Origin of the sequence: Klebsiella sp. KTE92, from assembly GCF_000398905.1 — a bacterium.
Taxonomy (GTDB): domain Bacteria; phylum Pseudomonadota; class Gammaproteobacteria; order Enterobacterales; family Enterobacteriaceae; genus Klebsiella; species Klebsiella variicola.
The window spans coordinates 844,661-865,202 of record NZ_KB976100.1; the positions used below are offsets into that span (position 1 = coordinate 844,661).

A 20,542-nucleotide genomic window follows, 5' to 3' on the forward strand; every position below is an offset into this window, starting at 1 on the left:
GTCACCGGGATCTAAAGATGGCTGAACCACGTTTCGTACACCTGCGGGTGCACAGCGACTATTCCATGATCGATGGGCTGGCAAAGACCGGGCCACTGGTCAAGAAGGCGGCCTCGCTTGGCATGCCGGCGCTGGCGATCACCGATTTCACCAACCTGTGCGGGCTGGTGAAGTTCTACGGGACGGGACACGGCGCGGGTATTAAGCCGATTGTCGGCGCCGATTTTCACGTGCAGTGCGACCTGCTCGGCGATGAGTTTACCGAGCTGACCGTGCTGGCGGCGAACAACACCGGTTACCAGAACCTGACGCTGCTCATTTCCCGCGCCTATCAGCGCGGCTACGGCGCGCTGGGGCCGTGGATTGACCGCGACTGGCTGGTAGAACACCAGGAAGGGCTGATTCTGCTTTCCGGCGGCCGTAAAGGCGACGTCGGCGTTAGCCTGATCCGCGGCAATATGCCGTTAGTGGAACAGTGCGTCGCGTTCTATGAAGAGCATTTCCCGGACCGTTATTTTCTTGAGCTGATCCGCACCGGTCGTCAGGATGAAGAGGCCTATCTCCACGCCGCCGTGGCGCTGGCGGAAGCACGCGGCCTGCCGGTGGTGGCGACCAACGATGTCCGCTTCCTCGACACCAGCGATTTCGACGCCCATGAAATCCGCGTCGCGATCCACGACGGCTTTACGCTCGACGACCCGAAACGGCCGCGCAACTACTCGCCGCAGCAATATATGCGCAGTGAGGAGGAGATGTGCGAGCTGTTCGCCGATATCCCGGAAGCGCTGGAGAACAGCGTCGAGATCGCCAAACGCTGCAACGTCACCGTGCGGCTTGGCGAATATTTCCTGCCGCAGTTCCCGACCGGCGATATGACCACGGAAGATTTCCTGGTCATGAAATCGAAAGAGGGTCTGGAAGAGCGGCTGGAATTTCTCTTCCCGGATCCTGCCGTCCGTGCTGAAAAGCGCCCGGAGTATGACCAGCGTCTGGATATTGAACTGCAGGTGATCAACCAGATGGGGTTCCCGGGCTACTTCCTGATCGTTATGGAGTTTATCCAGTGGTCGAAGGATAACGGCGTGCCGGTTGGCCCGGGCCGCGGTTCCGGCGCCGGCTCGCTGGTGGCCTACGCGCTGAAGATCACCGATCTTGATCCGCTGGAATTCGACCTGCTGTTCGAACGTTTCCTTAACCCGGAACGTGTCTCGATGCCCGACTTCGACGTCGATTTCTGCATGGAGAAACGCGATCAGGTTATTGAGCACGTGGCGGACATGTATGGCCGCGATGCGGTATCGCAGATCATCACCTTCGGTACCATGGCGGCGAAAGCGGTCATCCGCGATGTGGGCCGCGTGCTGGGTCACCCGTACGGCTTTGTCGACCGTATCTCCAAGCTGGTGCCGCCCGATCCGGGTATGACGCTGGCGAAAGCGTTTGAAGCCGAACCGCAGCTGCCGGAAATCTATGAGGCGGACGAAGAAGTTAAAGCGCTGATCGACATGGCGCGTAAGCTGGAAGGGGTGACGCGAAACGCCGGTAAACACGCCGGTGGGGTGGTTATCGCTCCCACTAAAATTACCGACTTTGCGCCGCTGTATTGCGATGAGCAGGGGCTGCATCCGGTTACCCAGTTTGACAAAAACGACGTGGAATACGCCGGGCTGGTAAAATTCGACTTCCTCGGTCTGCGTACGCTCACTATCATTAACTGGGCGCTGGAGATGATCAACAAGCGGCGGGCGAAAAACGGCGAAGGGCCGTTGGATATCGCCGCTATCCCGTTGGATGACAAGAAAAGCTTCGACATGCTGCAGCGCTCGGAAACCACCGCGGTCTTCCAGCTTGAATCGCGCGGCATGAAAGATCTGATTAAGCGTCTGCAGCCTGACTGCTTCGAAGATATGATCGCGCTGGTGGCCCTGTTCCGCCCGGGTCCGCTGCAGTCGGGGATGGTAGATAACTTTATCGACCGTAAGCACGGCCGCGAAGAGATTTCCTACCCGGACGTGCAGTGGCAGCATGAGAGCCTGAAACCGGTGCTGGAGCCGACCTACGGCATTATCCTGTATCAGGAACAGGTCATGCAGATTGCCCAGGTGCTCTCCGGTTATACCCTCGGCGGCGCGGATATGCTGCGCCGTGCGATGGGTAAGAAAAAACCGGAGGAGATGGCCAAGCAGCGTTCTATCTTTGAAGATGGGGCGAAGAAAAACGGCGTTGACGGCGAACTGGCGATGAAAATCTTCGACCTGGTGGAGAAATTCGCCGGTTACGGATTTAACAAGTCGCACTCCGCCGCCTACGCGCTGGTCTCCTACCAGACGCTGTGGCTTAAGGCGCACTATCCGGCTGAGTTTATGGCGGCGGTAATGACCGCCGATATGGACAACACCGAGAAGGTCGTTGGCCTGGTGGACGAGTGCTGGCGCATGGGGCTGAAAATTTTGCCCCCGGATATTAACTCCGGCCTGTACCATTTCCACGTTAACGACGACGGCGAGATTGTCTACGGCATCGGCGCCATCAAAGGCGTTGGCGAAGGGCCGATCGAAGCGATCATTGAGGCGCGCAACAATGGCGGTTATTTCCGCGAGCTGTTCGACCTCTGCGCGCGGACCGATATTAAAAAGCTCAACCGCCGGGTGCTGGAAAAACTGATTATGTCCGGGGCGTTCGATCGTCTCGGTCCGCATCGCGCGGCGCTGATGAACTCGCTGGGCGATGCGTTGAAAGCCGCCGACCAGCACGCGAAAGCGGAGGCTATTGGCCAGGCCGATATGTTCGGCGTACTGGCGGAAGAGCCTGAACAAATAGAACAGTCCTACGCCAGCTGCCAGCCATGGCCTGAGCAGGTGGTGCTGGATGGTGAAAGGGAAACCCTGGGGCTATACCTGACCGGGCACCCGATTAACCAGTACCTGAAAGAGATTGAGCGCTACGTCGGCGGCGTGCGGCTCAAAGACATGCATCCGACCGATCGTGGTAAAGTGACCACGGCGGCGGGGCTGGTGATTGCGGCGCGGGTAATGGTCACCAAGCGCGGCAATCGTATCGGCATCTGTACCCTGGATGACCGTTCCGGGCGTCTGGAGGTGATGTTGTTCACCGACGCGCTGGATAAATATCAGCAGTTGCTGGAAAAAGACCGCATACTTATCGTCAGCGGACAGGTCAGCTTTGATGACTTTAGCGGGGGGCTTAAAATGACCGCCCGCGAAGTCATGGACATTGACGAAGCCCGGGAAAAATATGCTCGCGGGCTTGCTATCTCGCTGACGGACAGGCAAATTGATGACCAGCTTTTAAACCGACTCCGTCAGTCTCTGGAACCCCACCGTTCGGGAACCATTCCAGTGCACCTCTACTATCAGAGGGCGGATGCACGCGCGCGGTTGCGTTTCGGCGCAACATGGCGCGTCTCTCCGAGCGATCGTTTACTTAACGATCTGCGTGGCCTTATCGGCTCGGAGCAGGTGGAACTGGAGTTTGACTAATACAGGAATACTATGAGTCTGAATTTCCTAGATTTTGAACAGCCGATTGCAGAGCTGGAAGCGAAAATCGATTCCCTGACTGCGGTAAGCCGTCAGGATGAGAAACTGGATATTAACATCGACGAAGAAGTGCATCGTCTGCGCGAGAAAAGCGTAGAGCTGACGCGCAAAATCTTCGCCGATCTCGGTGCATGGCAGGTTGCGCAACTGGCGCGCCACCCGTGCCGTCCTTATACCCTGGATTATGTCCGCCTGGCGTTCGACGAATTTGACGAACTGGCCGGTGACCGCGCCTACGCTGACGATAAAGCGATTGTCGGCGGTATCGCGCGTCTTGATGGTCGTCCGGTGATGATCATCGGCCACCAGAAAGGTCGCGAAACCAAAGAGAAGATCCGTCGCAACTTTGGTATGCCGGCCCCGGAAGGCTACCGCAAAGCGCTGCGCCTGATGGAAATGGCCGAGCGGTTTAAAATGCCGATCATCACCTTCATCGACACCCCTGGCGCCTACCCGGGCGTCGGCGCGGAAGAGCGCGGCCAGTCGGAAGCGATTGCCCGCAACCTGCGTGAGATGTCGCGTCTGAGCGTGCCGGTTATCTGCACCGTGATCGGCGAAGGCGGCTCCGGCGGCGCGCTGGCGATTGGCGTGGGCGACAAGGTCAATATGCTGCAGTACAGCACCTATTCGGTGATTTCGCCGGAAGGCTGCGCGTCCATTCTGTGGAAAAGCGCGGATAAAGCACCGCTGGCCGCGGAAGCGATGGGTATCGTCGCACCGCGTCTGAAAGAGCTGAAGCTGATTGATTCTATCGTTCAGGAACCGTTGGGCGGCGCGCACCGCAACCCGGAAGCAATGGCAGCGAGCCTGAAAGCGCAGCTGCTGGCAGACCTGGCCGATCTCGATCTGCTCAGCGAAGAAGAGCTGCTGAACCGCCGCTATCAGCGTCTGATGAGCTACGGTTACGCCTAAGTTTTCCGCTAGCGAAAAACACTAAGGGCCGGATTTTCCGGCCTTTTTTTTGTGTGCGATGCGCCCAGGGGATTGCTATGATGCTTGACTTAGGTGAATACCAGGAGGAAAGCGTGAATATTATCGCCATCATGGGGCCTCACGGCGTCTACCACAAAGACGAGCCGATCAAAGAACTGGAAGCGGCGCTGCAGCGCCAGGGCTTCCAGACCATCTGGCCGCAAAACAGCGCCGACCTGCTGCAGTTTATTGAGCACAACCCGCGCATCTGCGGGGTGATCTTCGACTGGGATGAATACAGCGTCGATCTGTGCAGCGATATCAATCAGCTCAATGAATATCTGCCCCTGTACGCCTTTATTAATGCCCACTCCACGATGGACGTCAGCAGTCAAGATCTACGCATGACGCTGTGGTTCTTCGAATATGCGCTGGGACTCTCCGAAGAGATCGCCACCCGCATTGGGCAGTATACCCGCGAGTACCTGGACAATATCACCCCGCCGTTTACCCGCGCGCTGTTTAACTATGTACAGGAGGGGAAGTATACCTTTTGTACACCGGGCCATATGGGCGGTAGCGCCTATCAGAAAAGCCCGGTGGGCTGCCTGTTCTATGATTTCTTTGGCGGAAATACGCTGAAGGCGGATGTCTCGATTTCGGTCACCGAGCTGGGCTCCCTGCTGGATCATACCGGCCCGCATCTGGAGGCGGAGGAGTATATTGCCCGCGCCTTTGGCGCTGAACAGAGCTACATGGTGACCAATGGCACCTCGACGTCCAACAAAATTGTTGGTATGTACTCGGCGCCCGCCGGCAGCACGCTGCTGATTGACCGTAACTGTCACAAATCACTGGCCCACCTGCTGATGATGAGCGATGTGGTTCCCCTGTGGCTGAAGCCGACCCGCAACGCGTTGGGGATCCTCGGCGGTATCCCCCGACGCGAATTTACCCGCGACAGCATTCAGCAGAAAGTGCGCGACACGGGCGGGGCGCAGTGGCCCGTGCATGCGGTGATCACCAACTCCACCTACGATGGTCTGCTCTATAACACCACCTGGCTTAAGGAGACGCTCGACGTCCCGTCGATCCATTTCGATTCCGCCTGGGTGCCCTATACCCATTTCCATCCGATATATCAGGGGAAAAGCGGCATGAGCGGTGAGCGGATCCCCGGAAAAGTCATCTTCGAGACGCAGTCCACGCATAAGATGCTGGCCGCGCTGTCGCAGGCCTCGCTGATCCACATTAAGGGCAACTATGATGAAGAGACCTTTAATGAAGCCTTTATGATGCATACCTCGACGTCGCCGAGCTATCCCATCGTCGCGTCGATTGAGACCGCGGCGGCGATGCTGCGCGGTAACTCCGGTAAGCGCCTGATCCAGCGCTCCATTGAGCGGGCGCTGGATTTCCGCAAAGAGGTGCAGCGACTGCGCGAGGAGTCGGACGGCTGGTTCTTTGATATCTGGCAGCCGGAAGTGGTGGATAAAGCCGAGTGCTGGCCGGTGGCGCCTGGCGAAGACTGGCACGGTTTCAAAGATGCCGATGCGGATCATATGTATCTCGATCCGGTGAAGGTCACCATTCTGACGCCGGGCATGGACGAGCAGGGGAATATGGATGAAGAGGGGATCCCGGCGGCGCTGGTGGCGAAGTTCCTCGACGAGCGGGGCGTGGTGGTGGAAAAAACGGGCCCCTATAACCTGCTGTTCCTGTTCAGCATCGGTATTGATAAAACCCGGGCGATGGGGCTGCTGCGCGGCCTGACCGAGTTCAAACGCGCCTACGATCTCAATCTGCGGGTGAAAAATATGTTGCCGGATCTGTACGCGGAAGATCCCGACTTCTACCGCAACATGCGGATCCAGGATCTGGCGCAGGGGATCCACCGCTTGATCCGTCAGCACCAGCTACCGCAGCTGATGCTCAGCGCCTTTGACGTCCTGCCGGAAATGAAAATGACGCCGCATCACGCCTGGCAGCGCCAGATTAAGGGTGAGGTGGAAACCATTGAACTGGAGAACCTGGTCGGCCGGATTTCGGCCAACATGATCCTCCCTTATCCACCGGGCGTACCGCTGCTGATGCCGGGAGAGATGATCACGGAGGAGAGCCGGGCAGTGCTCGATTTCCTGCTGATGCTCTGCTCCATCGGCCGTCATTATCCGGGCTTTGAGACTGATATTCACGGGGCGAAGCGCGATGAGGACGGCGTGTATCGGGTACGAGTCTTAAAAAATGACGAAAGGCTTGCGCGTTAACGGCGCGCACGAGTAACGTGGCTGGCTTAACAGAAGGAGTTTGACCATGCTGGGTTTGAAACGGGTTCACCATATTGCCATCATTGCGACTGACTACGCCCGCAGTAAAGCGTTCTATTGCGATATTCTGGGGTTTACGCTGCAAAGTGAGTTCTATCGCGCCGAGCGCGACTCCTGGAAGGGCGATCTGGCGCTCAATGGCGAGTACGTGATTGAGCTGTTCTCGTTCCCGTTTCCCCCGGCCCGACCCAGTCGCCCCGAAGCCTGCGGGCTGCGTCATCTGGCGTTTAGCGTGGATGATATCGACGCCGCGGTAGCGCATCTGACGGCGCATGGCGTCGAGTGCGAAGCGATTCGCGTCGATCCCTTTACCGGCAAACGCTTTACCTTCTTTAGCGATCCAGACGACCTGCCGCTGGAAATATATCAGCAGTAAACCTTGCCAGCGCGACTCTGGCCCGGTAACGTGCCGGGCCATCACTTCTCGGTATGTTCGTGGATATGACGGCTGATATTGCGCATACGCTTCATCCCCACCGCCAGCTGCTGGTGGCCTTCAGCGGCGGTCTGGATTCGACGGTTCTCCTGCACCAGCTGGTGCTGCTGCGGGAACAGGATCCCTCGCTGACGCTGCGGGCGGTGCATGTTCACCACGGCCTGAGCGCCCATGCAGACGACTGGGTGGCGCATTGTCGGCAGATTTGCCAGCAGTGGCAGGTGCCGCTGGTGGTGCATCATGTGACGTTAGCCAGGGGTGGTCTCGGCGTGGAGGCCCATGCCCGCGCGGCGCGCTATCAGGCCTTTCAGGATACGCTCAATGCCGGCGAGGTGTTAGTGACCGCCCAGCACCAGGATGACCAGTGCGAAACGCTGCTGCTGGCGTTAAAACGCGGCAGCGGTCCTACTGGCCTGTCGGCGATGGCACCATCCTCTGCCTTTGCCGGCAGCCGACTACTGCGTCCTCTCCTCAATGAAACCCGCGAATCGCTACGCCAGTGGGCGCTCGCCCATCAGCTGTCGTGGATTGAAGATGAGAGTAATCAGGACGATACCTATGACCGCAACTTTCTGCGCCTGCGGGTGATCCCGGTCCTGCGCGAGCGCTGGCCGCACTTTAGCGAGGCCGTTGCCCGCAGCGCCAGCCTGTGCGCCGAGCAGGAACAACTGCTGGACGAAATGCTGGCGGCGGAGCTGGCGTCGCTGGTGGCCGAAGATGGCTCGCTGTCTATCACGCCGCTGACGTCGATGAGCCCACCCCGTCGCGCGGCGCTGCTGCGTCGCTGGCTCGCCGGGCATCAGGCGCCGATGCCGGCCCGGGAGGTGCCAGAGCGCCTCTGGCATGAGGTGGCGCTGGCGCGGGAAGATGCCAGCCCTTGTCTGCGGCTCGGGGATTTTACCGTCCGCCGTTTTCAACAGCGTTTGTACTGGGTGAAGTATCTTCCCGGCCAGACGGAAAGTGTCCAGCACTGGCCCGACTGGCGCCAGCCGCTGCGGCTGGCAGACGGTCTCGGCGAGCTGATGCTGCAGCCCGGCGGCAGGCTGCGCCCGCCGTCTGCGGATGAGCCGGTCACTGTCCGCTTTCGCGCCAGCGGCCACCTGCATATCGTCGGACGCCACGGCGGACGTAAGCTGAAGAAGATCTGGCAGGAGCTGGGCGTTCCTCCCTGGCGACGAGACACTACGCCGCTGCTGTTTTACGGCGAAACGCCGATCGCTGCAGCGGACGATCTGTTTGTGACCACCGAAGGTGAAGTGAAGGACGGGGAAGGGGTCAGGCTGTCATGGAGGAAAACGGGCGGTTAAGCCCGTTTTGATTCAGGATTCGCTCACCACCACGGTGCCGATTTCCGGGTGACTGAAGCTGGCGATTTTATCCAGGCGCAGCTCGCGGACGTTGCCGGCGAGTTCGACCACCAGATACTCGATATTTTTACGCGAGATTAGATCGCTGGCCTTGGCCTGCAGCTGTTCGCCATCCTTCAGCGCCAGCGTCAGCACCAGGTGATGCTGGCAAGCCAGTTCCAGGTTGTCGTAATCATCGCAGTTAATGGGTTGATAAGTATCATTCATTGACATAATCGCTCACCAGTAAGTTTGCTGCCGCATAAGCGGCCTTTTCCCTGACTGACTCCGAAAGGGCCTCATCCGCCGCAATCTCATTCAATACTTTCAACACGCAACCCAGCGCATCCGGGATATACCCTAAGTCTCCGCTGGCTATTTCCGCATACCGCTTGCGTATTAACTCACAATAGTGGTCCACATGCCCTCCTGTCAGCGTTCTGACTCAACCGTGGGATGCAAGTTTAAGCCTACGAAGATAAACTCTGTTTAGCAAGGGAACTATATCATAGTCATTTAAGCAATTTCAGCAGGATGAAACAGGTTGCTGCGATTGACGACAGCCTTTTGCCGCCAGTTTCGCTACAATGTCCGCCATTCTTTTCAGGAGTTTATTCATGGCGCTGAAAGCGACAATATATAAAGCTGCGGTAAATGTAGCCGATCTGGATCGCAACCAGTTTCTGGATGCTAACCTGACGCTGGCGCAGCACCCCTCGGAAACCCAGGAGCGCATGATGCTGCGCCTGCTGGCGTGGATCAAATATGCCGATGAACGGCTGCAGTTTACCCGCGGCCTGTCGTCGGACGACGAGCCGGAGCTGTGGCTGCTTAACGATCATCTCGGGGTCGATCTGTGGATCGAACTGGGTCTGCCGGATGAGCGGCGGATTAAGAAAGCCTGCTCACGGGCGCAGGCGGTGGCGCTGTTTGCCTATAATAGCCGGGCCGCTGAAATCTGGTGGCAGCAGAATCAGAACAAGCTTGCGGCGTACCCGAAGTTAACCATCTGGTATCTTGATGACGCGCAACTGGCGCAGCTTAGCGCCTTTGCCGACCGTACCATGACACTGCAGGCCACTCTGCAGGACGGTAGTATCTGGTTATCCGATGCTCGGAATAATCTGGAAATTCATTTGACGTCCTGGCATGCACCGGCATGATTACCATTAGCCGCAGCGTGACCCTTGCCGATAACGAGGTCACGCTGGAAGGTATTCGTGCCCAGGGGGCCGGGGGCCAGCATGTGAACAAAGCGTCGACGGCAATCCATCTGCGCTTTGATATTAAAGCTTCAAGCCTGCCGGAGTTTTACAAAGAGCGCCTGCTCGCCGCCAGGCACCACTTAATTTCTGCTGACGGTGTGGTTATCATTAAGGCTCAGGAATACCGCAGCCAGGAGATGAACCGCGAAGCGGCGATTGCCCGGCTGGTGGCCCTCATAAAAGAATTAACCGCAGTGCAAAAAAGTCGCCGGGAGACGCGACCGACTCGGGCATCCAAAGAGCGACGCCTTGCTTCCAAGGCACAGAAGTCCTCAGTCAAGGCGCTGCGTGGGAAAGTTCGCCAGTGAAGACGTCGGCGAACGGGTGAAATGGATGATAAGGAAAGCAAAGTGAAGAAAATCGTATTCTCCGTGATAGCGGCCTGCTCGCTGTTCGCGCTGTTTGGTTGTAACCATCGCGCCGAGACTGACACCGTACAGCCAGCGGCGATGGAAGAGCTCAAACCGATGCAGCAAAGCTGGCGTGGGGTGCTGCCTTGCGCGGATTGTGAAGGTATCGACACCTCGCTGTTCCTGGAAAAAGACGGTACCTGGGTGATGAACGAGCACTACCAGGGCGCTCGTCGTGAACCGTCATCTTTTGCCTCTTATGGCACCTGGGCTCGCACAGCGGATAAACTGGTGCTGACCGACAGCAAAGGCGAGAAATCATATTTTCGCGCGAAGGGCGACAAGCTGGAGATGCTTGACCGCAACGGGAGCCCCGTTCAGTCTCCTCTCAATTATACCCTGGAGCCGGTGAAGGCCAGCCTGCCGACCACCCCGATGGCGATGCGCGGCATGTATTTCTATATGGCCGATGCGGCAACCTTTACCGATTGCGCGACCGGTAAACGCGTCGCGGTGGCGAACAATGCCCAGCTTGAGCGGGATTATGCCGCTGCCCGCGGCAATGATTCACGACCGGTGCTGCTGGTGGTGGAGGGGCACTTTACCCTCGAGGCGAACCCGGACACCGGCGAAATGATGAAGACGCTGATGACGGACCAGGCCGGCAAATTTATTCCCGGTAAAGACTGTAGCCATTGATTGTCAGGCCCCTGCCCGGGAAACGGGCAGGGGATGATCCCACACAGTCCCCCTACTTGCTCCTGCTATTCGCCCTGTCATATACAGAGTGAGCGTGGGTCTGGCTGGCGGAAAAGCGCAAATCTTTTCTTTACTCCGCATCGTCCTTCGGTTTATTCAGCCCCACCAGCTTCCCGGCCTGAAGATAAACGCCTGGTTTCAGATGCCCGACATACTGTAGCTGCGTTTCGGGTTTAAACGTGGCGACGTCTCCTTCCCGCATGTGCAGCAGATCGGAAGGACTTATCCACGCCGCCTGCGCCAGGGTCAGCGGATGCCTGGCTCTGACGAAGGCCTCGCTAACAAACTCCGAGCAAAACCATGCTTTCTTGTCGGCGCTTGCCGCATCGCCCAGTTGCGCTTTGGCCAGGCCGCTCACGCACTGCTGACGAAAGTTACGCGAGAAAGGGTTGAGCGAGCAGAGCGGTTTGGTGACCATATAAGGGATAAACTGAATAATGCCGCGATAGTTATACCCGCTGTCTTTGACCTGCCAGACAAAATTTTTCATCGCCGTTGCCTGGTCCGGCGTCAGGTCGGGCACCCTGAGGGCAAAGAGTTTATCGCTATGCGCCAGCGCCTGCTGAACAGAAATCACCTGTACGCCAGCGCCGGTGGCTTCCGCGATCTGACCCTCGCCAAGATACAGTGCGACGTGGCTAACGGAAGAGGCGCTGAAGGCGCGGATCCCAAGCGAAGTGATACCCATGCTGGACGAGAAGAGCAGGTCGCCGGAACGGAGATCGCTTTCGTCAATTTCGTGGAGCCCGCTGCCGGCAATCGAGCTTTGACGCTGGAGAGTGACAGCCCATGGCGGGGAGCGGCCCTCGGTAGCGGATGCGGAAGCGGCGCTGCGGCCGACGTCTATGGTGCAGGCGGTAAGCAGCAGCAGGGCGGAAGTAAGCAATCCGCTGCTGAGGATAGGTGCAGTCATGGGTACTTTCCTTGTAAAAAAAAGGCCCTGACATCCGTTCAGGGCCCTGAGGTGGTTGCTTAGCCTTTTATCGCTTTAACCAGATATTCCACGATATCACCGGTTTTAATCAGCTGCTTCTCACCATTGCGACGATACTTGTATTCGATATCATCGTTATCGAGGTTCCGATCGCCCAGCACGATGGTGTGCGGAATACCGATCAGTTCCATATCGGCGAACATCACGCCCGGACGCTCTTTACGGTCGTCCATCAGCACATCGATGCCGTGCGCACGCAGCTCGGCGTACAGCTTCTCGGCCAGCTCCTGCACGCGATAGGACTTGTGCATATTCATCGGCAGAATTGCCACCTGGAACGGCGCGATGGCGTCTGGCCAGATAATCCCGCGATCGTCAAAGTTCTGCTCGATAGCGGCGGCCACCACACGGGTCACCCCAATACCGTAGCAACCCATGGTCAGGATCTGGTTACGGCCATCTTCGCCCTGAACTGCGGCATTCATCGCCTGAGAGTACTTAGTACCCAGCTGGAAGATGTGGCCCACTTCGATACCGCGCTTGATAAGCAGAGTACCCTTGCCGTCCGGGCTCGGATCGCCGGCAACGACGTTACGAATATCAGCAACTTCCGGAGTCGCGACGTCGCGATCCCAGTTGATGCCGAAGTAGTGTTTGCCATCGATGTTAGCGCCAGCGGCGAAATCGCTCATTACCGCGACGGTACGGTCGATAACCACCGGGATCGGCAGGTTCACCGGACCCAGGGAGCCCGGACCCGCTTTCACCAGAGCGCGGATCTCTTCTTCGGTGGCGAAGGTCAGCGGGCTGGCGACCTGCGGCAGTTTTTCCGCTTTCACTTCGTTCAGCTCGTGATCGCCGCGCACCAGCAGGGCAACCAGCGGGGAGGCGCTACCTTCAACCGCTTTCACCAGCAGGGTCTTCACGGTTTTTTCGATCGGCAGGTCGAACTGCTCAACCAGCTCGGCGATGGTTTTGGCGTTCGGCGTATCAACCAGGGTCATCTCCTGGGTGGCGGCTGCGCGCGGCTCTTTTGGCGCAACGGCTTCCGCAAACTCGATGTTTGCCGCGTAGTCGGAGCTGTCGGAGAAGATCACATCGTCTTCGCCGCTCTGCGCCAGCACCTGGAATTCATGAGAGGCGCTGCCGCCGATAGAACCGGTGTCAGCCTGTACCGCACGGAAATCCAGCCCCATACGACTGAAGATTTTGCTGTAAGCGGTATACATCGCGTCGTAGGTTTCCTGCAGCGATTCCTGAGAGGTATGGAAAGAGTAAGCATCTTTCATCAGGAATTCACGGGAGCGCATCACGCCGAAACGCGGGCGCACTTCGTCGCGGAATTTGGTCTGGATCTGATAGAAGTTCAGCGGCAACTGCTTATAGGAGTTCAGCTCGTTGCGGATCAGATCGGTAATGACCTCTTCGTGGGTTGGACCGAGGACGAACGGGCGATCGCCACGATCGGCAATGCGCAGCAGTTCCGGGCCATACTGCTCCCAGCGACCGCTCTCCTGCCACAGTTCAGAGGGCTGAACGACCGGCATTAACACCTCGATCGCACCGGCATTATTCATTTCTTCACGCACGATGTTTTCGACTTTTTTCAGGACGCGCACGCCGGTCGGCAGCCAGGTGTATAACCCGGAGGCCAGCTTGCGGATCATCCCGGCGCGCAGCATCAGCTGGTGGCTGATTACCTCGGCGTCGGCAGGTGTCTCCTTCAGAGTGGAGAGCAGATATTGGCTAGTACGCATGTTGTAACGGTTCCAGTTAAACGAGCGGAACAGGCTGGTTGCCCAGCCTGAAACAAAAAAAGTGGTTTAGTTTACCAGTGTGGCAAAGATGCCAAAAGAGAGGAAAAATAAAATTAGCGCGCTTCGAGGGCAAAGACTTCAAAACCAGAGGCAACCACCCGCCAGCGGACGTTGAAATCCAGCAACCAGACGGCATAATTTTTTCCTGCTTCTTCCTCTTTACGGTAGGCCGGGCGCGGATCCTGCGCCAATACTTCGCGGATAAACGCTTTGATATGCGGGTAGCGTTTTTCCAGGGTCAGTAACTGTGCTTCTGTTTCCGGTGTAAAACTGACGTTCATACCCGCCAGCGGCGCCTGTTGCGCATAGCTGGCGCTGGCATCCGGCAGGGCTTCGGCGAAAGGAAGATACGGTTTGATATCAACCACCGGCGTCCCGTCGACGAGATCGAGGCTACCGAGTTCCAGGATCACCTGATCCTTCTGGCAGCGAACGCCTTTCAGCTCAACCAGCGACATGCCGATGGGGTTGGGGCGAAACGTCGAACGGGTGGCGAAGACGCCCATCCGCGCATTGCCTCCCAGTCGGGGAGGGCGCACCGTCGGACGCCAACCGCCTTCCATGGTCTGATGAAACACAAACAGGATCCACAGATGGCTGAAGTTTTCCAGGCCTCGCACGGCGTCGGCCTGGTTGTAGGGCGCAACCAGATGCAGTTCTCCGCCGCCGTGTTTCACCAGACCAGGCTGGCGAGGAACGGCAAATTTCTCTTTATACGGCGAGCGGATAACGCCTATCTGCGCGAACTGGAATGCACTCATTGTGCCGAAACGTTAAGCGCCGAGCCCAGACAAACCGCCTGACGGTAGCAGCCTGGCGTGCCGCTGGTCACTTCGCAGCGGTGAAGCAGGACGGCATTGGCTTTCATGCGTGCCGCATTCACCTGCAGACGCTTGCGGGCGGTTGGGATGTTCGGCGGAGAATCCTGATTTGAGGCCTGGCATGACTCACCAGTCACTTCACCCAGATCGCGGAACGGTTTTCCCACCAGCTCTGACGCATCGGTATAAATACGTACCGGCGCCGGACGGGTTGCGCGTGGTTTGCTCGGCTCAGATTTAACCGGGGGGGTTGCAGTGCTTTGAACAGGTTCAACGGGGGATCTGCTTAGCATGGAACAACCGCTTAACATGAGTGCTAACAAACAGACCGGTAAAGCACGCATAGTATTTCCTCAATGAATAAAAAACAGGGCGTTATTGAATCAGGTGCTTGCATAAATGACAAGACGGGCGTGAAGCCCGTCCTGAATGATATTACGGTGAGAAAAGATTACCAGCCTTTCACTGCGCCGCCGTTAAAGATCTTGTTCGCCGCTTCGTAAACTTCATCGCTCTGGTAAGCCTGAACGAATTTCTTCACATTCTCAGCATCTTTATTGTCTTCACGCGCCACAATCAGGTTCACGTAAGGAGACTCTTTGCCTTCAACAAAGATACCGTCTTTCGCCGGGGTCAGGCCAATCTGGCTGGCGTAAGTGGTGTTGATGACGGCCAGCGCAATCTGTGCGTCGTCCAGCGAACGCGGCAGCTGTGGCGCTTCCAGTTCAACAATTTTCAGGTTTTTCGGGTTTTCGACGATATCCAGCGAGGTCGGCAGCAGGCCCACGCCGTCTTTCAGTTTGATCAGACCCACCTGCTGCAGCAGCAGCAGGGAACGGCCGAGGTTAGTCGGATCGTTCGGGACGGCGATCTGCGAGCCCGGCTGCAGTTCGTCCAGCGATTTGATTTTCTTCGAGTAACCCGCGATCGGATAGACGAAGGTGTTGCCAACGGAGACCAGCTTATAGCCACGGTCTTTAATCTGCTGGTCGAGATACGGTTTATGCTGGAAGGCGTTCACGTCGATATCGCCTTTGCTTAGCGCTTCGTTTGGCAGCACGTAATCGTTGAAGGTCACCAGCTCAACATCGAGACCATACTTCTCTTTTGCCACTTTCTGCGCAACTTCAGCGACCTGCTGTTCCGCCCCGACGATAACGCCGACTTTAATATGATTCGGATCTTTTTCATCCTGACCGCAACCCACCAGCGCCAGAGAACCGATTAACGCGCCAACTGCCGCAAAGGTTTTGAAATTAAAGGCCATGTTATTTCCTTCCTGTAAGAATGAGTGTTGTCTGCCAATAACGTTATTTATGAGTCACAGCCCGGACGATACGATCGCCAGAGAATTGAATTAAATAAACCAGAATAACCAGTAACACCAGTACGGTATTCATCACCGTTGCGTTGTAGCCGATATAACCGTACTGATAACCAATCTGCCCCAGACCACCGGCGCCCACCGCGCCGCCCATGGCGGAGTAGCCTACCAGGGTAATAAGAGTGATGGTGGCGGCGTTGACCAGCCCCGGCAGCGCTTCAGGCAGCAGAACCTTGCGGACGATCTGCAGCGGTGTGGCGCCCATCGCGCGGGAAGCTTCGATGAGCCCGGTCGGGATCTCCAGCAGGGCGTTCTCCACCATGCGGGCGATAAACGGCGCGGCGCCCACCGTCAGCGGAACGATTGCCGCCTGCAGGCCGATCGAGGTGCCGACGATTACGCGGGTAAACGGGATCATCCAGACCAGCAGGATAATGAACGGGATGGAACGGAAAATGTTCACCAGCGCCGACAGAGTACGGTACAGTTTGGCATTGGCGACGATTTGCCCCGGCCGGGTCACATACAGCAGCACGCCCACCGGCAGACCAAGGACAAAACCGAAGAAGCCGGAGACAAAGGTCATTGCCAGCGTTTCCCATACGCCGCGCAACAGCAGCCACATCATTGCCTCAGACATAACCCAATACCTCTACTTTTACATGATGTTCCTGCAGCCAGGCGATGGCCGCCTGAGTGTCTTCCTGTGTACCGTGCATTTCGGTGAGCATGATGCCGAACTTCACCCCGCCGGCATAATCCATCTGCGCGCTGATAATGTTGTTATTCACATTGAAGCGACGCGCGGTTTCAGAGAGCAGCGGCGCATCGACGGAGTGGCCGGTAAATTCCATACGCAGCATCGGCACGCTATCCGCTGCGGCGGTAGATTTCAGGCGCGCCTGGTAGTCATCCGGAATATCGAGGTGCAGCGTGGACTGAATAAACTGCTGGGCCAGCGGCGTCTTCGGATGGGAGAAGACTTCGCTCACCGTATCCTGCTCGATCAGTTGACCGTTGCTAATGACCGCCACGCAGTCGCAGATGCGTTTCACCACATCCATTTCGTGGGTGATCAGCAGAATGGTCAGTCCCAGACGCCGGTTAATGTCTTTCAGCAGTTCGAGAATGGAACGGGTGGTGGCCGGGTCGAGGGCGCTGGTGGCTTCATCGCACAGCAATACCTTCGGGTTGCTGGCCAGCGCGCGGGCAATAGCGACGCGCTGTTTCTGGCCACCGGAGAGATTAGCCGGGTAGCTGTCGTGCTTATCACCCAGGCCGACGAGATCCAGCAGCTCCGTCACACGACGTTTGATTTCTGCCTGCGGGGTGTTATCCAGTTCCAGGGGCAACGCGACGTTGCCGAAAACGGTCCGGGAGGCCAGCAGGTTAAAATGCTGGAAAATCATGCCAATCTGACGGCGCGCACGGGTTAGCTCTTTTTCCGACAGTGCAGTCAATTCCTGACCGTCAACCTGTACGCTGCCCTCGGTCGGGCGCTCCAGCAGGTTGACGCAGCGAATCAGCGTACTTTTACCGGCGCCGGAGGCACCGATGACGCCATAAATTTGTCCGGCAGGGACATGCAGGCTGACGTTATTCAGCGCCTGAATGCTGCGATTCCCCTGCTGGAACACTTTGGTGATATTGGAAAGTTTAATCATCAGTTATTTATTATCGTTTAGCCGTTTGCCGTGGCATTTTCTTCTGCCGTATCCAGGCGATGCCTGGCAATGAAATGGATGTTAAGGCATCCAGACGTCTAAATCAATCTGACTCTTTATAATGAGCACTTTCTTGCATGCTGAAACATGCGATACTAACGGCACTAGCCTTTTTCAGGAGCAAACCGGTGGCAAAGTCAGTACCCGCAATTTTTCTCGACCGTGACGGCACTATTAATGTCGATCATGGCTACGTCCACGAAATCGACAATTTTGAATTTATCGATGGCGTCATTGACGCGATGCGCGAACTAAAAGAGATGGGCTATGCGCTGGTGCTGGTCACTAACCAGTCCGGTATTGCTCGCGGTAAATTTACCGAAGCCCAGTTTGAAACGCTGACCGAGTGGATGGACTGGTCTCTGGCCGATCGTGGCGTCGACCTGGACGGTATCTACTATTGCCCGCATCACCCGCAGGGTGCGGTGGAAGAGTACCGTCAGACCTGTGATTGTCGTAAACCGCATCCGGGGATGCTGATCTCCGCCCGCGATTATCTGCATATCGATATGGCTTCTTCCTATATGGTAGGGGACAAACTGGAAGATATGCAGGCTGCTGCGGCGGCAGATGTCGGTACTAAAGTGCTGGTGCGTACCGGTAAGCCCCTGACTGAAGAAGCGGAAAAAGCGGCTGACTGGGTGCTAAATAGCCTGGCAGAGCTGCCTGCGGCGATTAAAAAGCAGCAAAAATAAGCGTTGCGTTTAAAAGATGAGCGGTTGAAATAAAATTGTATTTTTCCGCTTGTCATTCCCGGAGAGCTCCCTATAATGCGCCTCCAACGACACGGCGGATGTGAATCACTTCACACAAACAGCCGGTTCGGTTGAAGAGAAAAATCCTGAAATTCAGGGTTGACTCTGAAAGAGGAAAGCGTAATATACGCCACCTCGCGACAGAGCGCTAAAGCGCGTCGCAACTGCTCTTTAATAATTTATCAGACAATCTGTGTGGGCACTCAAAGTGACATGGATTCTTAACGTCCTCGGACGAAAAATGAATACCAAGTCTCTGAGTGAACATACGTAATTCATTACGAAGTTTAATTCACGAGCATCAAACTTAAATTGAAGAGTTTGATCATGGCTCAGATTGAACGCTGGCGGCAGGCCTAACACATGCAAGTCGAGCGGTAGCACAGAGAGCTTGCTCTCGGGTGACGAGCGGCGGACGGGTGAGTAATGTCTGGGAAACTGCCTGATGGAGGGGGATAACTACTGGAAACGGTAGCTAATACCGCATAACGTCGCAAGACCAAAGTGGGGGACCTTCGGGCCTCATGCCATCAGATGTGCCCAGATGGGATTAGCTAGTAGGTGGGGTAACGGCTCACCTAGGCGACGATCCCTAGCTGGTCTGAGAGGATGACCAGCCACACTGGAACTGAGACACGGTCCAGACTCCTACGGGAGGCAGCAGTGGGGAATATTGCACAATGGGCGCAAGCCTGATGCAGCCATGCCGCGTGTGTGAAGAAGGCCTTCGGGTTGTAAAGCACTTTCAGCGGGGAGGAAGGCGGTGAGGTTAATAACCTCACCGATTGACGTTACCCGCAGAAGAAGCACCGGCTAACTCCGTGCCAGCAGCCGCGGTAATACGGAGGGTGCAAGCGTTAATCGGAATTACTGGGCGTAAAGCGCACGCAGGCGGTCTGTCAAGTCGGATGTGAAATCCCCGGGCTCAACCTGGGAACTGCATTCGAAACTGGCAGGCTAGAGTCTTGTAGAGGGGGGTAGAATTCCAGGTGTAGCGGTGAAATGCGTAGAGATCTGGAGGAATACCGGTGGCGAAGGCGGCCCCCTGGACAAAGACTGACGCTCAGGTGCGAAAGCGTGGGGAGCAAACAGGATTAGATACCCTGGTAGTCCACGCTGTAAACGATGTCGATTTGGAGGTTGTGCCCTTGAGGCGTGGCTTCCGGAGCTAACGCGTTAAATCGACCGCCTGGGGAGTACGGCCGCAAGGTTAAAACTCAAATGAATTGACGGGGGCCCGCACAAGCGGTGGAGCATGTGGTTTAATTCGATGCAACGCGAAGAACCTTACCTGGTCTTGACATCCACAGAACTTTCCAGAGATGGATTGGTGCCTTCGGGAACTGTGAGACAGGTGCTGCATGGCTGTCGTCAGCTCGTGTTGTGAAATGTTGGGTTAAGTCCCGCAACGAGCGCAACCCTTATCCTTTGTTGCCAGCGGTTAGGCCGGGAACTCAAAGGAGACTGCCAGTGATAAACTGGAGGAAGGTGGGGATGACGTCAAGTCATCATGGCCCTTACGACCAGGGCTACACACGTGCTACAATGGCATATACAAAGAGAAGCGACCTCGCGAGAGCAAGCGGACCTCATAAAGTATGTCGTAGTCCGGATTGGAGTCTGCAACTCGACTCCATGAAGTCGGAATCGCTAGTAATCGTAGATCAGAATGCTACGGTGAATACGTTCCCGGGCCTTGTACACACCGCCCGTCACACCATGGGAGTGGGTTGCAAAAGAAGTAGGTAGCTTAACCTTCGGGAGGGCGCTTACCACTTTGTGATTCATGACTGGGGTGAAGTCGTAACAAGGTAACCGTAGGGGAACCTGCGGTTGGATCACCTCCTTACCTTAAAGAACCTGCCTTTGTAGTGTCCACACAGATTGTCTGATGAAAAACAGCAGTAAAAACCTCTACAGGCTTGTAGCTCAGGTGGTTAGAGCGCACCCCTGATAAGGGTGAGGTCGGTGGTTCAAGTCCACTCAGGCCTACCAAATTTGCGAAGCAAATTTGAAGAGGTTGCAAACGATGGGGCTATAGCTCAGCTGGGAGAGCGCCTGCTTTGCACGCAGGAGGTCTGCGGTTCGATCCCGCATAGCTCCACCATCTTTACTGCAAACACAAGAAAACTTCAGAGTGAACCTGAAAAGGTGCACTGCGAAGTTTTGCTCTTTAAAAATCTGGATCAAGCTGAAAATTGAAACGACACAC

At 56.6% G+C, this 20,542-nt stretch carries 18 protein-coding genes, 2 tRNA genes and 1 rRNA gene; 12 read left to right on the forward strand and 9 right to left on the reverse strand.

Annotation, left to right across the window (positions count from 1 at the left end):
• Positions 1-17 precede the first annotated feature (17 nt).
• From dnaE to tilS, 5 genes are all read left to right on the forward strand, one after another.
• Complete coding sequence (dnaE, locus tag A1WC_RS21050; protein WP_008807346.1) at positions 18-3,500, forward strand: DNA polymerase III subunit alpha; 3,483 nt, start codon at positions 18-20, stop codon at positions 3,498-3,500.
• A gap of 12 nt (positions 3,501-3,512) precedes the next feature.
• Positions 3,513-4,472 (forward strand): acetyl-CoA carboxylase carboxyl transferase subunit alpha, encoded by a 960-nt coding sequence (gene accA, locus A1WC_RS21045; protein ID WP_016160327.1) that lies wholly within the window; start codon positions 3,513-3,515, stop codon positions 4,470-4,472.
• A gap of 113 nt (positions 4,473-4,585) precedes the next feature.
• Positions 4,586-6,739, forward strand: a complete 2,154-nt coding sequence (locus tag A1WC_RS21040) for a lysine decarboxylase LdcC (RefSeq protein WP_032691340.1) — start codon at positions 4,586-4,588, stop codon at positions 6,737-6,739.
• Positions 6,740-6,785: 46 nt separating this feature from the next.
• Positions 6,786-7,175: a VOC family protein gene (locus A1WC_RS21035; protein WP_002889387.1), complete on the forward strand. Its 390-nt coding sequence runs from the start codon at positions 6,786-6,788 to the stop codon at positions 7,173-7,175.
• A gap of 53 nt (positions 7,176-7,228) precedes the next feature.
• On the forward strand, positions 7,229-8,542 hold the full coding sequence (gene tilS / locus A1WC_RS21030) for a tRNA lysidine(34) synthetase TilS (RefSeq protein ID WP_016160329.1): 1,314 nt from the start codon (positions 7,229-7,231) through the stop codon (positions 8,540-8,542).
• Between the two features lie 12 nt (positions 8,543-8,554).
• Here the strand turns inward: tilS and rof are convergent, their stop codons facing one another.
• A complete protein-coding gene (rof, locus tag A1WC_RS21025) occupies positions 8,555-8,815 on the reverse strand; it encodes a Rho-binding antiterminator (protein WP_002889424.1) in 261 nt (86 codons plus the stop codon).
• On the reverse strand, positions 8,802-9,002 hold the full coding sequence (locus tag A1WC_RS21020; protein ID WP_002889429.1) for a YaeP family protein: 201 nt from the start codon (positions 9,000-9,002) through the stop codon (positions 8,802-8,804). The genes rof and A1WC_RS21020 overlap by 14 nt, the downstream gene beginning before the upstream one ends.
• Before the next feature lie 196 nt (positions 9,003-9,198).
• Between A1WC_RS21020 and A1WC_RS21015 the strand changes: the two genes are divergently transcribed.
• The 3 genes from A1WC_RS21015 to nlpE are packed head-to-tail and all read left to right on the forward strand — an operon-like array spanning position 9,199 to position 10,895.
• Positions 9,199-9,744, forward strand: coding sequence for a YaeQ family protein (locus tag A1WC_RS21015; protein WP_016160330.1), 546 nt, complete (start codon positions 9,199-9,201; stop codon positions 9,742-9,744).
• Entirely contained in the window at positions 9,741-10,154 is a 414-nt protein-coding gene (gene arfB, locus A1WC_RS21010) for an alternative ribosome rescue aminoacyl-tRNA hydrolase ArfB (protein WP_008807342.1), read from the forward strand. The genes A1WC_RS21015 and arfB overlap by 4 nt, the downstream gene beginning before the upstream one ends.
• Positions 10,155-10,196: 42 nt before the next feature.
• Entirely contained in the window at positions 10,197-10,895 is a 699-nt protein-coding gene (gene nlpE / locus A1WC_RS21005; protein WP_012542804.1) for an envelope stress response activation lipoprotein NlpE, read from the forward strand.
• 130 nt (positions 10,896-11,025) lie between these two features.
• Here nlpE and A1WC_RS21000 read toward each other — a convergent pair whose 3' ends face one another.
• The 7 genes from A1WC_RS21000 to metN all read right to left on the reverse strand — a co-directional run bounded on the left by A1WC_RS21000 (position 11,026) and on the right by metN (position 17,515).
• Positions 11,026-11,868, reverse strand: a complete 843-nt coding sequence (locus tag A1WC_RS21000) for a YaeF family permuted papain-like enzyme (RefSeq protein WP_016160331.1) — start codon at positions 11,866-11,868, stop codon at positions 11,026-11,028.
• A 59-nt stretch (positions 11,869-11,927) separates the two neighbouring features.
• Complete coding sequence (gene proS / locus A1WC_RS20995) at positions 11,928-13,646, reverse strand: proline--tRNA ligase (RefSeq protein WP_012968899.1); 1,719 nt, start codon at positions 13,644-13,646, stop codon at positions 11,928-11,930.
• Between the two features lie 113 nt (positions 13,647-13,759).
• Positions 13,760-14,467: a tRNA (N6-threonylcarbamoyladenosine(37)-N6)-methyltransferase TrmO gene (tsaA, locus tag A1WC_RS20990; protein ID WP_012968898.1), complete on the reverse strand. Its 708-nt coding sequence runs from the start codon at positions 14,465-14,467 to the stop codon at positions 13,760-13,762.
• Complete coding sequence (rcsF, locus tag A1WC_RS20985; RefSeq protein WP_008807337.1) at positions 14,464-14,871, reverse strand: Rcs stress response system protein RcsF; 408 nt, start codon at positions 14,869-14,871, stop codon at positions 14,464-14,466. Before rcsF ends, tsaA begins: the two co-directional genes overlap by 4 nt.
• Before the next feature lie 107 nt (positions 14,872-14,978).
• Positions 14,979-15,794, reverse strand: a complete 816-nt coding sequence (metQ, locus tag A1WC_RS20980) for a methionine ABC transporter substrate-binding lipoprotein MetQ (RefSeq protein ID WP_008807336.1) — start codon at positions 15,792-15,794, stop codon at positions 14,979-14,981.
• Positions 15,795-15,837: 43 nt separating this feature from the next.
• A complete protein-coding gene (locus tag A1WC_RS20975; RefSeq protein ID WP_004204478.1) occupies positions 15,838-16,491 on the reverse strand; it encodes a methionine ABC transporter permease MetI in 654 nt (217 codons plus the stop codon).
• Complete coding sequence (gene metN / locus A1WC_RS20970; RefSeq protein ID WP_012968897.1) at positions 16,484-17,515, reverse strand: methionine ABC transporter ATP-binding protein MetN; 1,032 nt, start codon at positions 17,513-17,515, stop codon at positions 16,484-16,486. The genes A1WC_RS20975 and metN overlap by 8 nt, the downstream gene beginning before the upstream one ends.
• A gap of 188 nt (positions 17,516-17,703) precedes the next feature.
• On the opposite strand from metN, the gene gmhB reads away from it, so the two are divergent.
• The 4 genes from gmhB to A1WC_RS20950 all read left to right on the forward strand — a co-directional run bounded on the left by gmhB (position 17,704) and on the right by A1WC_RS20950 (position 20,437).
• Positions 17,704-18,270, forward strand: coding sequence for a D-glycero-beta-D-manno-heptose 1,7-bisphosphate 7-phosphatase (gmhB, locus tag A1WC_RS20965; protein ID WP_008807333.1), 567 nt, complete (start codon positions 17,704-17,706; stop codon positions 18,268-18,270).
• 369 nt (positions 18,271-18,639) lie between these two features.
• A 16S ribosomal RNA gene (locus A1WC_RS20960) occupies positions 18,640-20,179 on the forward strand.
• A 69-nt stretch (positions 20,180-20,248) separates the two neighbouring features.
• Positions 20,249-20,325: transfer RNA gene (locus tag A1WC_RS20955), tRNA-Ile, on the forward strand.
• A gap of 36 nt (positions 20,326-20,361) precedes the next feature.
• A tRNA-Ala gene (locus A1WC_RS20950) sits at positions 20,362-20,437 on the forward strand.
• Positions 20,438-20,542: the final 105 nt, after the last annotated feature.